The 15,576-nt window shown below is 35.9% G+C and carries 15 protein-coding genes; 14 read left to right on the top strand and 1 reads right to left on the bottom strand.

The window, feature by feature from the left end; genetic code table 11:
* The first annotated feature begins 1 nt into the window (after position 1).
* The 12 genes from cobS (at position 2) to NST60_RS09170 (ending at position 12,332) form a co-directional block, all read left to right on the top strand.
* Entirely contained in the window at positions 2–796 is a 795-nt protein-coding gene (gene cobS, locus NST60_RS09225; RefSeq protein ID WP_224427838.1) for an adenosylcobinamide-GDP ribazoletransferase, read from the top strand.
* Positions 754–1,380 carry a histidine phosphatase family protein gene (locus NST60_RS09220; RefSeq protein WP_101729032.1) on the top strand — a complete coding sequence of 209 codons (627 nt, stop codon included), beginning with the start codon at positions 754–756 and terminating at the stop codon, positions 1,378–1,380. Before cobS ends, NST60_RS09220 begins: the two co-directional genes overlap by 43 nt.
* Positions 1,329–1,772, top strand: a complete 444-nt coding sequence (locus tag NST60_RS09215) for a bifunctional adenosylcobinamide kinase/adenosylcobinamide-phosphate guanylyltransferase (protein WP_169187734.1) — start codon at positions 1,329–1,331, stop codon at positions 1,770–1,772. The genes NST60_RS09220 and NST60_RS09215 overlap by 52 nt, the downstream gene beginning before the upstream one ends.
* A gap of 291 nt (positions 1,773–2,063) precedes the next feature.
* Complete coding sequence (locus NST60_RS09210; protein WP_169187735.1) at positions 2,064–2,663, top strand: cob(I)yrinic acid a,c-diamide adenosyltransferase; 600 nt, start codon at positions 2,064–2,066, stop codon at positions 2,661–2,663.
* Positions 2,644–3,129: an ECF transporter S component gene (locus NST60_RS09205; protein ID WP_016201259.1), complete on the top strand. Its 486-nt coding sequence runs from the start codon at positions 2,644–2,646 to the stop codon at positions 3,127–3,129. The genes NST60_RS09210 and NST60_RS09205 overlap by 20 nt, the downstream gene beginning before the upstream one ends.
* On the top strand, positions 3,126–3,839 hold the full coding sequence (locus tag NST60_RS09200; RefSeq protein ID WP_016201258.1) for a hypothetical protein: 714 nt from the start codon (positions 3,126–3,128) through the stop codon (positions 3,837–3,839). Before NST60_RS09205 ends, NST60_RS09200 begins: the two co-directional genes overlap by 4 nt.
* Positions 3,840–4,069: 230 nt before the next feature.
* Entirely contained in the window at positions 4,070–5,143 is a 1,074-nt protein-coding gene (locus NST60_RS09195) for a D-alanine--D-alanine ligase (RefSeq protein WP_016201257.1), read from the top strand.
* A gap of 113 nt (positions 5,144–5,256) precedes the next feature.
* A complete protein-coding gene (locus NST60_RS09190) occupies positions 5,257–6,618 on the top strand; it encodes a UDP-N-acetylmuramoyl-tripeptide--D-alanyl-D-alanine ligase (RefSeq protein ID WP_101729031.1) in 1,362 nt (453 codons plus the stop codon).
* 324 nt (positions 6,619–6,942) lie between these two features.
* On the top strand, positions 6,943–7,635 hold the full coding sequence (locus NST60_RS09185) for an alpha/beta hydrolase (protein ID WP_341098699.1): 693 nt from the start codon (positions 6,943–6,945) through the stop codon (positions 7,633–7,635).
* 1,072 nt (positions 7,636–8,707) lie between these two features.
* Positions 8,708–10,177: a DEAD/DEAH box helicase gene (locus tag NST60_RS09180; RefSeq protein ID WP_407939855.1), complete on the top strand. Its 1,470-nt coding sequence runs from the start codon at positions 8,708–8,710 to the stop codon at positions 10,175–10,177.
* Positions 10,178–10,432: 255 nt separating this feature from the next.
* A complete protein-coding gene (locus NST60_RS09175) occupies positions 10,433–10,912 on the top strand; it encodes a PH domain-containing protein (RefSeq protein ID WP_016201254.1) in 480 nt (159 codons plus the stop codon).
* Complete coding sequence (locus NST60_RS09170; RefSeq protein ID WP_169187738.1) at positions 10,905–12,332, top strand: PH domain-containing protein; 1,428 nt, start codon at positions 10,905–10,907, stop codon at positions 12,330–12,332. The genes NST60_RS09175 and NST60_RS09170 overlap by 8 nt, the downstream gene beginning before the upstream one ends.
* Before the next feature lie 235 nt (positions 12,333–12,567).
* Here NST60_RS09170 and NST60_RS09165 read toward each other — a convergent pair whose 3' ends face one another.
* The gene (locus NST60_RS09165; protein WP_016201252.1) at positions 12,568–13,293 is read right to left on the bottom strand and encodes a rhomboid family intramembrane serine protease; all 726 of its coding nucleotides are present in this window, start codon (positions 13,291–13,293) and stop codon (positions 12,568–12,570) included.
* Between the two features lie 107 nt (positions 13,294–13,400).
* Here NST60_RS09165 and acpS point away from each other — a divergent pair, with 107 nt between their 5' ends.
* Together acpS and NST60_RS09155 are read left to right on the top strand one after the other, a co-directional pair.
* The gene (gene acpS, locus NST60_RS09160; RefSeq protein WP_016201251.1) at positions 13,401–13,751 is read left to right on the top strand and encodes a holo-ACP synthase; all 351 of its coding nucleotides are present in this window, start codon (positions 13,401–13,403) and stop codon (positions 13,749–13,751) included.
* A 611-nt stretch (positions 13,752–14,362) separates the two neighbouring features.
* Positions 14,363–15,373, top strand: coding sequence for a LolA family protein (locus tag NST60_RS09155; RefSeq protein ID WP_016201249.1), 1,011 nt, complete (start codon positions 14,363–14,365; stop codon positions 15,371–15,373).
* Positions 15,374–15,576 lie beyond the last annotated feature (203 nt).

Here is a 15,576-nt window from a genome sequence, read left to right as displayed (position 1 = left end):
GATGAAAAAATGGATGATTGGATTTCTATTAAATATTCAATTCTTTACAGCAATACCAGTTAGGGTAGTACTTCCAATGGAAAGGGAGTATGTTCAAAAAAGTATAAAAACATTTCCACTGCTTGGTCTTTTCCAAGGTTTTATTTATGTGAGTATCTTCTTTTTATTAAATGAATATACCCCCTTTTCAGCTCTTGCAGTAGCCTTTTTTGTTTGGCTTAGTATGATTTTGTTAACAGGGGGGCTTCATTTAGACGGCTGGATGGATGCAAGCGATGCCTACTTTTCTTATCAAGATACCAATAAAAGATTAGCGATTATGAAAGATCCGCATGTTGGTGCATTTGGGCTCTTATCTGTCATTGTTTTATTAAGTGCAAAATTTCTTTTTATCTATGAAATAGTGACACATATGCAGGAGTTCACTTATCTTTTTGTACTGCTTCTTCCATTTTTCTCTAAAACGGTAATGGGCTGGATCTTATTGTTTGTTCAGGAAGCGAAGAAGGACGGGCTAGGAGCATATTTCAAAAAGTCTGTGCAAGGACAGCGGACCTTTTTTTATAATAGTTATTTTGGTCTTGTTTTGCTAGTTTTCTTATTGCTTTTTCCGCAATGGCTACCACTATTTTTTTTGTTTCTTTTCATAAGCATAGGCTGCTACTTTTTATTAAGTCGATTTATGAAGCGGGCCTTTGGAGGACTAACAGGCGATTTATTAGGAGCAAGTGTAGAAGGGACGGAGTTAGTATTATGGTCGACACTATGGTTATTGCATTATTTCGTCATGGTCTAACAGCAGAAAATGAACGGAAAGCGTATATGGGATGGACGGATGCTCCTTTAAGCGAAAATGGAAGAGACAAGCTTCAAGAAAAAGGGAGACCGATTCCTGAGTATGAATGGATTTGTACCAGTGATCTAGTACGAGCAAAGGAGACAGCAGCTTATTGGTTTCCTGATCAAAAGTTGTGGAGAAAGGCTTGTTTTCGTGAAATCAATTTTGGAGATTGGGAAGGGCGAACATATGAAGAATTGAAATCTCTTCCTGATTACCGTAATTGGCTGAATGCTCCATTTAAGGTTTCCGCAACAAATGGCGAATCCTTTAAAGAGATGGCTCAGCGAGTGGAAGAGGGCTGGGAGAGTCTAATGAAGCGAGCAGAACAGCATCATCGTATAGCGATTGTCACACATGGCGGCGTTATTCGTTATTTGCTTAGTGTATATGGGGCTGAAATAAAGAATTTCTGGGACTACACCATACAGCCAGGAGAAGGCATAGAGCTAATATGGTCGAGAAAAGAAAGCTTTAGGAGGAAGGAAAGATGCACTTTATTACAGGAGGTAGCCTTCACGGGAAAAAAAGCTGGGCATTAACGTTTGCAAAGGAACAAGGTTTTGTAAATGGAAAGGTAATTCGTTTATTTGACGCAAAGAAGATAGATATCGAAAGTGACAAAGAGCAGTCTACTGATTTTTATATTATGGAAGGTCTAGAGTGGATGATTAAACATCGTCTTCAGGAGGAATCATTGGAACAAACGATAGTTTATATGAAAACCTTTGTGGAAGAGCTGCTTCAATGGGAAAGGATAGAGAAAAATAGATGTGTGTTTTTAATTGGTAGTGACATTACGAAAGGCATCGTTCCTATTGATAAAGAAGATCGGATGTGGCGTGATGCTACAGGGCTTATTTTTCAGCAGATCGTTAAAAAAGCAGATAGAGTGGATGTTATATGGTATGGATTAAATGAGCGATTGAAATAGCAGTATAGGGTTTGATTTGGGGGATATAGGAAAGTTTGATATTGCAGAAGTTTTGAGCGAAAAAAGTGATTATAAGTAGGATGAAAGCCAAAAAGCATAGCCTCAAAGGGAAAAGCGGTGTTCATAAGCAGAATGAAAGCCAAAAAGCATAGCCTCAAAGAGAAAAGTGGTGTTCATAAGTAAACTGAAAGCCAAAATCCGCAGCTCAACAAGCAAAAAAGTGTCATTAACTAACATAAAGCCAATAAACCTAGCCTTACACAAAAATAAAAACGGAAAGTGGGATATCAGATGCGTATCTATACAAAAACGGGAGATAAAGGGGAAACAAGTATTATAGGAGGAAGAGTAGCAAAGGATGATATTCGAGTAGAAGCTTATGGAACGGTGGATGAATTAAATTCTTTCGTAGGATTAACAGTCGCACAATTAGACGGAGAGCAATTCGTTGATATAAAAGAAGACCTGGAAAAAATTCAGCATGAATTATTTGACTGTGGGGGAGATTTAGCGAGTGTTTCATCAAGAAGACCGCTTAAATTAACAGAAGATGCTATTTACTATTTAGAGGAGAGAATTGATGCTTTTATAGAGGAAACTCCAGATCTTGAGCGCTTTATTCTTCCTGGTGGAACAGAGGCAGCAGCAACTGTTCATATTGCACGAACAGTGACGAGAAGAGCAGAACGATTAGTTGTCACGTTAGGGAAGACAAAGGAGGATATTTCAGACTTACCGTTAAAATACTTAAATAGACTTTCAGATTACTTTTTTGCGTTAGCAAGAGTAATTAATTATAGAAGTAATGTGGCTGATGTGGAGTATGTTCGTAGTGCAAAAGTATTTCGAACAAGTAAAAAGGGAGAGAAAAATGAAGGGAAAGAAGATTAATATCCTAGCCATTTTTATCGCTATATCGGTCGTTGGTGCATTTATAAAAATTCCGAGTTTTATTGGAAGTGTGGCGCTTGATAGTTTTCCAAGTTTAATTGCAGGAGTGTTTTTTGGTGGATTGGCAGGAGGCATGGTAGCGGCTTTTGGTCATCTTGTTTCAGCCCTTATAGGGGGACTTCCACTTGGAATGTTTCATTTATTTATTGCGCTTGAAATGTTTATTCTTGTTGTTATGTATACGAAAATCTATCATATGGGAAATAAAATTGTCTCTTATTTATTCTTTGTGTTAGCAAACGCAGCGATTCTTCCACTTCCATTTTTATGGCTTCTAGGAAAAGGGTTTTACATTTCAATGGTTCCAGTACTATTGATTGGTGCAGTATTAAATGGGATTATTGCACAGTTGTTAATGCCAAGACTAGAGCGTTTCAGAAGAGTATGGGGTGAGGTCAAGCAATGAGAGATGTGCAAATTGTTCCTTGGAATAAAAAAGAAGAGCTAGTTATTAGTGTAGATAATAGTGGTGGAATTGGACAAAAAGAGGGAGATATAGTTTTTGCGTCCTATGATATTGTTTCTTATTTTTCCTTTAGAGTAGCTGTAATGGAGTGCATAGCTGCAGGAGGAGTTCCCGTTTCTATTGTTTTGCAGAACTTTTGTGGAGATCCCGCTTGGCATCAGCTTGTTTCTGGTATACATAAAGGTATAAACGAACTAAATTTAAATAGTGAGATTGGAATAACGGGAAGTACCGAAAGTAACTTTTCATTACAGCAATCTGCAGTAAGTTTAACCATTATTGGAAAAAGGAAAGCAGGTTCAAGGGAGCTATCGATTTCCAATGGGAAAATAGCTGTTATTGGAAGTCCGCTTGTCGGAGAAGAAGTAATTTTACAAGGGGAAAGAGTAGTTCCATTAGCAATATTTATGCAATTGGCGAAGAATTATAATTATCGAATACAGCCTGTAGGTTCTAAAGGTATTCTTTATGAATTGGGTCAGTTAAAGGGAACACTGTTTAAGAAGGAAGAAGTGATATGCTCACTTGATCTCTTAAAATCAGCAGGACCTGCTACATGCTTTATTGTAGAGTATGAAAAAGAAGCAGAACTAAAGAGAATAGCGGGTTCCTATTTTCATGAAGTGATTATTACTCAGCGCTCTAATTAAAAAAGCGCAAGCGAGGAGAAAAATTTAAATGAATAAGCTTCATTTTAGCCCTTTTTTCATATGGTAATAAGAGTTAAAATGGAAAAGGATTATCTGGCTTTAGCACCTGTCTATTACAGGAATATGTGTTTTTGATTAAATTGTTATTTGACTTACATGTTTTATTTTTAAAGGTATGATTCTAGTGGTAGAATAAACAAGTGCATTGATTAAATGGAGGTAAACTCATAATGAAAAAGAAACTTGGATTATTATATGGCGGAAAATCTGCTGAACATAAAGTTAGTATGCAAACGGCGATGGCTGTAATTAAAGCGTTAGATACGGATAAATATGATATTCACCCGATTTACATATCTGAGAGTGGTGAATGGGTGCGTGGACCACAATTAATGGGACCAGTTGAAAATGTAAAAGAGCTTGCGTTCCATTCACATGAGCAAATTGGTTCAAATGCTCTTTCTACTACTCTTTTCCAAGCAAATGATGAGGCTACCTTAGACGTGATTTTTCCATTGCTTCACGGACCAAATGGAGAAGATGGAACAGTACAAGGATTGTTGGAACTATTAAATCTTCCTTATGTGGGGAATGGTGTTCTAGCATCTTCTGCTGGGATGGATAAAGTAATTATGAAGAATATTTTTGAAGTAGCTGGACTAAATCAAGTAAAATATAATTCTTTTATCCGCAGTGATTGGCAAAGTGATAAGGATGCAGCGTATGATCGCGTAGAAAAAGAATTAGGCTTTCCTTGTTTTGTTAAGCCCGCTAATCTTGGTTCAAGTGTAGGAATTAGTAAATGTACGACAAGAGAAGAATTAGAGACGGCTTTTATCGAGGCATTCCAATTTGACCGCAAAATAATCGTGGAAGAAGGCTTAACAGCAAGAGAAATTGAAGTAGGGGTGCTAGGAAATGATCATCCTGAAGTTTCTGTAGCTGGCGAAATTGTTCCGAAAAAAGATTTTTATGATTATAAAGCAAAATATGAAGATGGAGACACGGCTTTAATTATTCCTGCAGAAATCACGGAAATGGAGTATGCAGCTATTAAAGAAGATGCAATTAAAGCATTTAAAGCACTTGATTGTTCTGGCCTTGTCCGTGCAGATTTCTTCTTAACAAAAGAAGGAAAAGTTTACATTAATGAAGTGAATACAATGCCTGGATTTACACCATTCAGCATGTTCCCATTATTATGGAAACATACAGGTTTAGAATATGATGCTCTTATCAATAAATTAGTGGATCTTGCTGTAGAAAGACATACAGAAAAACAAAATATTAAATATACGATCTAATAGAGAGAATAAGAAAAGGAGAGGTGAGCAACAACATAGCCTCTTCTTTTGTTCCATGAAACGGAGATTTGCTCCTCTAATGATCTATAACTGTGAAAAAAGGAGGTATTTTTTTGATTAAACGTACATATGCAGAAATTGCTACAATGGCAGGTAGTGTAGAAACGTTCGAGCAATATGCGAATGTTCAAATTAATGGGATTACGATTGATTCGAGAAAAATAGAAGCAGGGCAATTATTTATCCCATTTAAAGGCGAAAGAACGGACGGACATCAATATGTGGCAGATGCAATAAAACAAGGTGCCGCTGCAGCATTTTGGCAAAAGGATGTTCCTAATCCACCAGAGAATCTACCACTTATCTTTGTTGACGATTCATTAAAGGCTATTCAAGCTCTTGCTAAAAGCTATCTTCGCCAACTGAATGTTAAGGTAGTTGGGATAACAGGGAGTAATGGAAAAACTTCTACAAAGGATATAACAACAAGTCTTCTTTCCTTAAAATATAAAGTGCAAAAAACAGAAGGTAATTATAATAATCATCTTGGTCTTCCTTTAACTGTTCTAGGTTTAGAAGAGGATACGGATATTGCGGTGCTAGAAATGGGAATGAGTGGCCGGGGAGAAATTGACTTTTTGAGCCGGCTAGCAGAACCGGATATTGCTGTTATTACGAATATCGGTGAATCTCATATGCAGGATTTAGGTTCAAGAGAAGGCATCGCAGAGGCAAAGTTAGAAATTTTAAATGGATTGAAGGATAAAGGAAGATTTATTTACTTTGGAGATGAACTACTTTTATCAAGTCGTATGAAAAATAGTAAGGTTGATACAAAAACTTTTGGAATGGATCATGCTAATGATTTATATCCGCTTGAAATCAATGCGCTAGAAAATGGCAGTGCTTTTCATATTAATAAAATAGCCGCTCCATTCCAATTGCCTGTTTTAGGAAATCATAATATTTTAAATGCGTTAGCGGCAATGCTAGTAGCAGAGTATTTTGATATTCCTTATGAAGAAATGAATAAAGGACTTCAATCGCTAAAACTTACAAATATGCGCATGGAGTTAGTTGAAGGAAAATCTGGTGTGAAAATTATTAATGATGCTTATAATGCCAGTCCTACTTCTATGCTTGCAGCTATTGATGTATTAAAGAAGCTGCCAGGCTACGACCAAAAAATTGCAGTACTTGGTGATATGCTAGAATTAGGCGATAAAGAAGAATCTTTTCATTACCAAATGGGAGAACGTCTCGAAGATGTCGATTACGTTTTAACATATGGAAAGCTGGGTAGTTTCATTGCAGAAGGTGCAAAAACAGTCCTTCCAGCAGATCGAGTATTTGCTTTTTTTGAAAAAGAACCGTTAATAGATAAATTAGTCTCTTATCTAAATGAGGAGACAGTAGTTTTAGTTAAAGCCTCTAGAGGAATGAAGTTAGAGGAAATAGTTAAGGCTATCCAATAATAGAAAAAGCTAAGCCTTATCAGATACGCGAAAAACGTTCTCTTTATAGGTTTGGCTTTTTTTCTGGAGTAAAAAGTAAATTTTTTCAGAAGCCAAGTGACCGATTGGAAATTAACGGACATCATTTGTCCCACTCTTAACAGGTAATAAGACCCGATTGTAAGTTGCAGAAAAACGAGGACTAGGTGTTAAGGGTAACTAAACATCAGTTGAGGGAAGAGGAATAACCCGCACTGATTGAATTTTCTTTATAAGGTGAAAAAAGAAATGATGGATAAAAATACTATTAAAGTGTAAAATGTCTCTAATAGGAGGAGAGATAAAATGACAGCTTGTTTATGTATACATGGATTTACAGGTTCTCCGATGGAGGTGGAACCACTGGCTGAATATATTCAGAAACATACGAATTGGGAATGTGCTATTCCAACTCTTCCTGGTCATGGCAATGAATTAAGCTTAAAGGGGATTATGTATAATGAGTGGATTCAGCATGCAGAAGAAGCATTAAAAGATTTATTAAAGAGACATGAAATCGTGTATGTTGTCGGTTTTTCCATGGGTGGATTAATAGCAAGTTATTTAGCTACAAAATTTCCCATAAAAAAATTGATTTTGCTGAGTGCAGCAGCCTACTATGTGAATTTTGCTCAGCTTCATCAGGACATAAGAATAATCTGTGCTGATTTTTTTAAAGGAAGAATTAGAGAAAATGAGCAATATAATCGCTATATGAACAAAATAAAAAGTACCCCGTTAGCCGCAACAATCCAGTTTAGGAAACTCGTCCAATATGTGAAACCATTATTAGCTAATATCCACGTACCAACATTAATAGCCCAAGGAGAGAAAGATGGCATCGTACCATTAAAAAGTGCAAGCTATATATATAATACTATTCGTGCTGAAAATAAGAAGATGATATGTGTAGAGGAATCTAAGCACTTAATTTGTCATTGTGAGAAAAGAGAAACGTTATTTCAAGAAATAATAACATTCCTCGAAGAACCTTCATAAGTTAAAAGTAACCACAAAAAAACGGGCGTATAGAAATAGGCTCGATTGGAAAGAGTAAAATTGGCAACGTCTGTAAACTTAGTTATAACTTTTTTCTAAAAGGAAACAGCAAAAACGAAAGATGCTTTATCCCACTCTTAACGGACAGTAAGGCTCCCCCTCAAGCTTATGAGAATACGAGGAAGATAGGTGGGAGATCAACTGTCCATAAAGGTCCGATTGGTGGTTCAACTAACTATCAGTGGGGGAGGAAGGAAAACCCCCACTGATGGAAGTTTCGCTTTATGCCAAAATGACTATGGCAAAAAAGACTTTGCAACGTTCTTTTTGTCATAAAGCGTTTACATTATAAAAATAGGGAAAACATGCATAAAACCTAGATTTTCGGATACCCAATTTATTGCAAAGCGTATTTCTTAGTGATAAGATTATTTTAAAAAGTAGGGTGACAAACTTAACATTTGGGGCATAATGTTAGGGAAGAAAAACAATCTTTGTAAACGATAAATTGGTCAAATAGAGAGAAATGATTTTTAATAAAAATTATTTAGGGTATCTGATTTTTTCTTTTAAAACGGGCGATATAATAATTATTTCTTTGTATTTGGCTAACTTTTCTTACTTAGCTAATTTTGTTTAAAGCTCCGTGAAATGATCATGTTTTTTTCGAACGTGAATTTTGAAGATTCTCATATAGGAGAAATAGACATAATCACAAATTGGTAACAGAGCTATTAAAATTAAAATAAATAGAAGTCATTTGAAATTTCCTCCTATTTATAACTCGGTTGAATAGTATCTCATAACTAATAAGAATTAAATATTTGCATATACCCTCATCATTCTCCTGATAAAGGTTGTAAGGCTATTGAAACCAACAATAACTTTCATCATTTATATAATAACGACAATCGTTTCTTTTTAATTGTATGGGGAAAGGCATAATGTGATGAATACGATATGCCATTTTAATATGTTTCATTTAGAAAAATGAGGTACATACGAATGGTTGGCATGATGGAGTTAATCCATCTGCTTAAGGATATTTTTAATGACTAGAAGGAGATTGGATATATTGGTAAAGTTTCAAGATTTAGGTATTAGTCCTGCAACAATGAAATCATTAAAGAGAATGGGATTTGAAGAAGCCACACCTATTCAGGCAGAAACTATTCCATTAAGCCTTCAAAATAAAGACTTAATTGGTCAAGCACAAACAGGAACAGGGAAAACAGCTGCTTTTGGAGTGCCTTTAGTTGATAAAATTGATGTAGCGAACGAAGTAATTCAAGGGATTATAATTGCTCCGACGCGAGAACTAGCAATTCAGGTTTCAGAAGAACTATACAAAATCGGTTATGGAAAACGTACAAGAGTTTTATCTATTTTCGGAGGACAGGATATAAACCGTCAAATCCGCGCATTGAAAAAAAATCCTCATATTATAGTTGGTACTCCTGGACGTATTTTGGATCATATTAATCGCAAAACGCTTCGTTTAGATAGTGTTCAAACAGTTATCTTAGATGAAGCAGATGAAATGCTGAATATGGGATTCATTGATGATATTGAATCAATCCTTTCAAAAATTCCAGCTGAAAGACAAACGTTATTATTCTCAGCTACAATGCCAGCACCTATTAGAAAAATGGCTGAGCGCTTCATGAAGGATCCTGAAGTGGTAAAAGTGAAAGCGAAGGAAATGACAGTACCATTAATTGAACAGTATTATATTGAAACACAGGAGAAAACGAAATTTGATATTCTAACAAGATTATTGGATATTCAATCTCCAGAACTAGCAATTATTTTTGGTCGTACAAAACGTCGTGTTGATGAGCTTTCGGAAGCATTAAATCTACGTGGCTATACAGCAGAAGGAATTCATGGAGATTTAAGTCAAGCGAAACGTATGTCTGTTCTTCGTAAGTTCAAAGAAGGAACTATTGATGTATTAGTTGCAACAGATGTAGCTGCACGTGGTCTTGATATTTCTGGCGTAACGCATGTATATAATTTTGATATTCCTCAAGATCCAGAAAGTTATGTACACCGTATTGGACGTACTGGCCGCGCTGGAAAAGAAGGAGTAGCGATCACATTCATTACGTATCGTGAAAGATCTTATCTACAAGTTGTGGAAAAAACAACGAAGAGAAAAATGGAAAAGATGATTCCGCCAACAGTGGATCAAGCTATCGAAGGGCAGCAAAAAGCTGTGATTGAAAAAATATCGCAAATTGTGGATGAAAATAATTTGGATTCTTATCGAAATGTTGCAGATGAACTGCTTGAGCAAAAAGACGCTTCTACCATTGTAGCAGCAGTCCTAAAAATGCTTACAAAAGAACCAGATACAACTCCGGTTCAACTAACAGAAGAAAAGCCATTACCATCGAAACGCGATCGTAGACCATATGATAAAAATAATGATCGTGGTGGTCGCAAAAACTATAATCCACGTCAGCGTCAAGGATATGGCAGCAATAAACGCCAAGGGCAATCAAGTAATAGTTACAATAAATCAAAGTCTTACCGTTAAGTTTTGTACACAAAACCTCCATGAGAAATGCCTCATGGAGGTTTTCATTTATTCCACTCTTGATCCCTACAGCTGAGACAGGGAGAGGAAAATAACTGCCATTAAAGGTCTGATAAATGCAACTAACCCTTACTGATGGAAGTTTTCTTTTTTATTTTAATAACAGAAAGCATCGAAAAATTTGAAACCACCTTATACATTTTTCGTATATAGTTAATAGGTACATACAAAAATTCAAAAAAAGGGGAAATCTAATTGGTAACGATACCTCAAAACAGATTATCGAAAAAAGGAATAACCGTATGGCGCTTAACTGGATTAATCTCTTCTCTTATCATGATGGTTATTGGTGGAGCTTTAATTACACTCGCTATTCTTTTTGATTGGCACATACTTGTCAGTATAGGGACGATCATCTATCTGCTTTTTCATGTTGCTCTAACGATTGGTATCTTGCCACCGTTAAAGTGGAAAAGGTGGAGGTATGAAGTAAGAGGAGATGAGATTGAAATTCAGCAAGGTGTTATCGTAATAAAGCGAACACTCATCCCGATGATTAGAGTGCAGCACGTAGATATGAAGCAAGGACCGTTATTAAAAAAGTACGAGCTTGCAACGGTTTCTATTTCAACCGCAGCCACGATACATGAGATTCCTGTCCTTGAAGTGGAGGAAGCAGAGGAAATAAGACATTATATTTCTAGTAAAACGAAGGTGGCGGAAGAGGATGTTTAAGCAAAGCAGACTTCATCCAGTTTCCATAATCTACGACATCTTAAAGCGGTTAAGAGAATTTATTTTCCCGTTTATAGGAATTATTGTACTTGGAGGAAAACCTTCTGAGTGGGGATTATATACAATTTTAGGGGCATCCGTCTTACTGTTAGTCATACTCATTAGTGGATTTTTATCTTGGAATTATTTCACTTTTTATGTGGTTGATAAGGAATTACGAATTGAGTATGGCGTATTTGTAAAAAAGAAGCGCTATATCCCCTTTGAACGGATTCAAAGCATTGATTTTACTGAAGGAATTTTTCATCGACCTTTCGGATTAGTAAAAGTGAAGATAGAAACGGCAGGGACTACAGAAGCGGAAGGTGAACTTACCGCTATTTCTAAAGCGGTTGCTCAAGATTTAAAAAGATATATCATTCAAAAGAAGAATGAACAGATTGGATCAGAAGAAGTGGTAGAAGTAGTAGAACCTGTTCAACAAGAAATCTACCGTATTACGAATAAGCAATTAGCTATTTTGGCATCTACGTCGGGTGGAGTAGGAGTCATAATTTCGGCGGTTTTTGCTTTCATTTCTCAGTTTGAAGATATTATTCCATATAAAAAAATATACGAACATATTCATCAGTTCATAACAAGTGGTTTGGCGTTAATTTCAATCGTTGTTTTTGTTCTATTTGTCCTACTGTGGTTGTTTTCATTATTGATTACATTGCTGAAATATGCGAATTTTACGTTATCGAAGACGAAAGATGATTTAATTATTACACGAGGACTAATTGAGAAAAAGCAGATTACTATTCCGTTGCAACGTATTCAGGCAGTTAAAATAACGGAGGCCATGCTTAGACAGCCATTCCAATTAGTAGGTGTTTCCATTATTAGTGCAGGGGGATCTTTTAATGATCTGGAGGCTGCGAATGTGTTGGCTATTCCATTATTAAAGAAAAAGCAGTTACCGCATTTATTAAAAGAAATGGTTCCTGAATATGAATACAGTGACCAGCTTACTCCACCCCCAAAACGATCTGTTTGGAGATACATTATAAAAAATAGCTGGATAGCCCTGCCTATTATCGTTTCACTTATCTATTTTTTTCATGGATGGGGAGCATTATCGCTGTTGTTATTGTTCATTTTACCATCATGGGGGTACTGGAATTACCGCTCAGCAGGCTACCATATCTCGGGTAAACAACTAATCTTATCCTTCCGTCAATTTAATAAAACGACTTTTATGATGAGGCGCAATCGAATCCAGGCCCTTTATTACACAGAGGGATGGTGGCAAAGGAAGGGAGACCTTGCTTCTATTCAAGGTATAGTGCTTTCTGGTGCAGGAGGAGCAAATGGTGTAGTTACAGATCTTGCAAAAGAGGATGTAGAGAAAGTGTATGAATGGTATTCGCTAAGGTAAGAAAAAGGTTAGGACAATAACTAAACAGATAACCTGTAAAGACGAATAATCAATAATTTAAGTATTAAATATAGGTTGCGGATAATAGCAACAAACATGAAATGGGAACATACTTTTTAATAAAAAAAGCCCAAACAGTTATACGAAACTTTCATTAGTGATTCGTATAACTGTTTGGGTTTATCTTTGGATCGAATACTTGTGTCCCACCTTCTTTCGTAAGAAGAAAGGGAGATTACTGACTAAGAAAACCAATAATAGCAAGCCCGAAGATTACGATCCAAATAATAATTGATTTTCCTTCTGGTTTTTTTGCTTGGCGAAACTGTTGTTTTAAATAGTACCATTCTTCTTTATAACTGGATATAATGTTCTTTCCCTTTGATTCCGATAAACTTCCAATGATTAGGCCAGCTAGAAATCCAAAGATATGGGCAACAATATTTATATTTGGCTGTAAAAAGGTCATAATTAAGCTAAGTACAGCAATCGTCGTAATAATTTGGGCGTTGCTCTGTGAAATAATGTCTTTTCGAAATACAACTAGACTAATATAATAACCAAACAATCCAAATATTGCTCCACTAGAGCCTAAGTGAACATAAGTAAGTGGTTCAATGAGAAGGGTAATAAGATTCGCCGCAATACCAGTAACTAAATAAATGAGGAGAAACTTAAATTTGCCTAGTATTCTTTCGAGAGCCGGGCCGAATAAGAAAATACTAAAACTGTTAAACAGAAGATGGGCAAATCCTCCATGAATGAAAATGGGAGTGATTAATCGCCACCATTCTCCTTCTACTATATAAAGATTGACGCCGATCATTGTATCTAATAAATACTTATTCGGAAAAATAGGAAGATTGGTTAATAAATATAGTATTAGATGAATGAGTAAAATCATTGAAACGATAGGATAATAAGTAATATACTCTTTAAAGCTTTCTCTTCTGGTAAACAACTGTATTTGATACCTCCTAAATAGCTTCTTTCTACAATAATAGCCAAACAATAGGAAAAGATACAATATATTATGCTCACAATGAATAGAATAGAAGGAGTTGTCTTATGATTAAAGGCACAGGAATTGATATAACGGAAATAGAAAGGATAGAAACTTTGCTTCAAAGACAGCCGAAGTTTGCAAATCGAATTCTGACCGATAAGGAAATGGAAAAATTTCAGCAACTATCTGGCCATCGCAAAAATGAATTTTTGGCAGGAAGATTTGCGGCGAAAGAGGCATTTGCCAAGGCACTTGGTACAGGGATTGGAGCAGATTTAAGTTTTTTGGATATTGAAATAGGTTATGAGGGACAAGGAAAGCCTTTTATTTTAAAACCATTTTCTGAAGGCGTCCATTTATCTATAACCCATAGCAAGCAGTATGCTTTTGCTCAAGTCATCATTGAAGAATAAGGGAAACGAGATGAATTCATCGTTTTCCTTATTTTTTTGTTTGAGGTAAATAGAAAACTTTAATTATTAATATGAATTAGATACAAGGAGCTTGAAAGTATAATATATTGTTTTTTGATGGCTGTTTTTCTAAAAGGTTGTTGTTTTTTCAAAAGGAGAAAAGAATTAGTTGGAAAAATGGAGCAGCCGGAATACACGAAGACGCCACGGGGATTAGCGAGACAGTCTGAGACCCTGCAGGCTGAAGCAGACCGCGGCTCAGCGCAAGCCTCAAGGAAAGCGAAGTGTATTCTGGTTGCGGGTAATAGCAACAAACTTTACGAAAATAGCCCTTTTGATTTAATAATATCATCCCCGTTTATTTAAGAATGGATAAAAATTTGCCAAAGGAAGATAAATATATAGAATTCCAACAAAAAGACTTATTATTCCAAGTAGCATATTCCTGAAGGTTGTCTCATATATTCATAGAGAAATAGGAGAGACAAGTATGGTTTTCAGTTTCTAATAGAAAATTCCAAGGAATAAGAAAGAGGGATTTTTTTACTAGAAATGCTGTTTGCTTATTTTTCTCTCTTTCTACGTGAAATGAGAATAGGGGAGTTGAAAAAATGAACAAGAAGATTTGGTTGCTATTTGTAGGGCTAACGGTCATGCTTTTGTTAACTGCCTGTGGAACAAAATCGAAAGAAGATGTTCTGACTGATTTAAAAGAAAAGGTCGAGACAAAGGGGTATAAAGCAGACGCCGAAATGACTCTCAAAATGGGAACAGAGCCACAAACTTACGAAGTGGAGGTCTGGCATAAAGACCCAGATTTTTATCGAGTAAATCTAAAGAATTCAGCAAAGAATCAGAGCCAAATGATTTTGAAAAATGAAGAAGGCGTGTATGTTTTAACACCAGCTTTAAACAAAAGCTTTAAGTTTCAAAGCGAGTGGCCAGAAAATAGTAGTCAGGCTTATCTCTATGAGTCTTTAGTGAAAGATATTGAAGAAGATAAAGATGTGAAATTTTCTGCTACTGATAAGTATTATGTGTTTGAAACAAAAACACGCTATCAGAATAACAAAATGCTTCCAACACAAGAAATTACTTTTAGCAAAAAAGATCTTTCGCCTGTAAGTGTAAAGGTTAAGGATGTAGAGGGAGTAGCTCTTGTTACAGTTAAATTCTCCAATGTGAAATTTGACGTATCCTTTGATAAGAAGGATTTTGATTTACAAAAAAGTATGACAGCGGCTAAGATGGTTATTCCAGTTATGGGAGAAGTCGAAGATAAAAACTTTACTGTTAAATATCCGGAAGAACCGTTAGAAGGAGTTAGCTTAGTAGAAGAGAAAAAAATGGCTTCGGAAAACGGAAATCGTGTGATTTTGACATATGATGGGGAAAAGTCCTATACGATTATTCAAGAAAAAGCAGTGGTAGCACCAGCTACAGCAGGACCAATTGTTAGTAAGGGAGATCCCGTGGATTTAGGATTTACCATTGGGGAAGTAACAGATTCTAAAGTATCTTGGACGTTTGAAGGCGTTGATTATACTATTGCATCGACTGATTTAACTCGTGATGAACTAGTTACAGTTGCACGCTCTGTACAAGGAGAAGCAATAAAATAAGCATTTGTTAACAGCTTCTATTTTAGAGGCTGTTTTTTTGTTGTTTTTTCAACATTCTGAGTTGATTTTCGCTGGGACACTTGACTTCAGTGGAAAATGAGTGGAAAGGGAGATCCAACAGGCGAAAGTCGAGGATAGGAATTGACAAGCTGTTAAATCAGTAGAATAATTTAGAATACAAGCTTTTTATTTCATGAAGGACG

Source organism: Niallia sp. FSL W8-1348, assembly GCF_038006745.1.
Classification (GTDB): Bacteria; Bacillota; Bacilli; order Bacillales; family Cytobacillaceae; genus Niallia; species Niallia alba.
This window is presented reverse-complemented; position numbering and strand designations above follow the sequence as displayed.

What these genes read in the sequence shown, in the direction of transcription:
- cobS (WP_224427838.1), top strand. Translation starts at nt 2, where the DNA reads ATGAAAAAATGGATGATTGGATTTCTATTAAATATTCAATTCTTTACA.
- NST60_RS09220 (WP_101729032.1), top strand. Translation starts at nt 754, where the DNA reads ATGGTCGACACTATGGTTATTGCATTATTTCGTCATGGTCTAACAGCA.
- NST60_RS09215 (WP_169187734.1), top strand. Translation starts at nt 1,329, where the DNA reads ATGCACTTTATTACAGGAGGTAGCCTTCACGGGAAAAAAAGCTGGGCA.
- NST60_RS09210 (WP_169187735.1), top strand. Translation starts at nt 2,064, where the DNA reads ATGCGTATCTATACAAAAACGGGAGATAAAGGGGAAACAAGTATTATA.
- NST60_RS09205 (WP_016201259.1), top strand. Translation starts at nt 2,644, where the DNA reads ATGAAGGGAAAGAAGATTAATATCCTAGCCATTTTTATCGCTATATCG.
- NST60_RS09200 (WP_016201258.1), top strand. Translation starts at nt 3,126, where the DNA reads ATGAGAGATGTGCAAATTGTTCCTTGGAATAAAAAAGAAGAGCTAGTT.
- NST60_RS09195 (WP_016201257.1), top strand. Translation starts at nt 4,070, where the DNA reads ATGAAAAAGAAACTTGGATTATTATATGGCGGAAAATCTGCTGAACAT.
- NST60_RS09185 (WP_341098699.1), top strand. Translation starts at nt 6,943, where the DNA reads ATGACAGCTTGTTTATGTATACATGGATTTACAGGTTCTCCGATGGAG.
- NST60_RS09170 (WP_169187738.1), top strand. Translation starts at nt 10,905, where the DNA reads ATGTTTAAGCAAAGCAGACTTCATCCAGTTTCCATAATCTACGACATC.
- acpS (WP_016201251.1), top strand. Translation starts at nt 13,401, where the DNA reads ATGATTAAAGGCACAGGAATTGATATAACGGAAATAGAAAGGATAGAA.
- NST60_RS09155 (WP_016201249.1), top strand. Translation starts at nt 14,363, where the DNA reads ATGAACAAGAAGATTTGGTTGCTATTTGTAGGGCTAACGGTCATGCTT.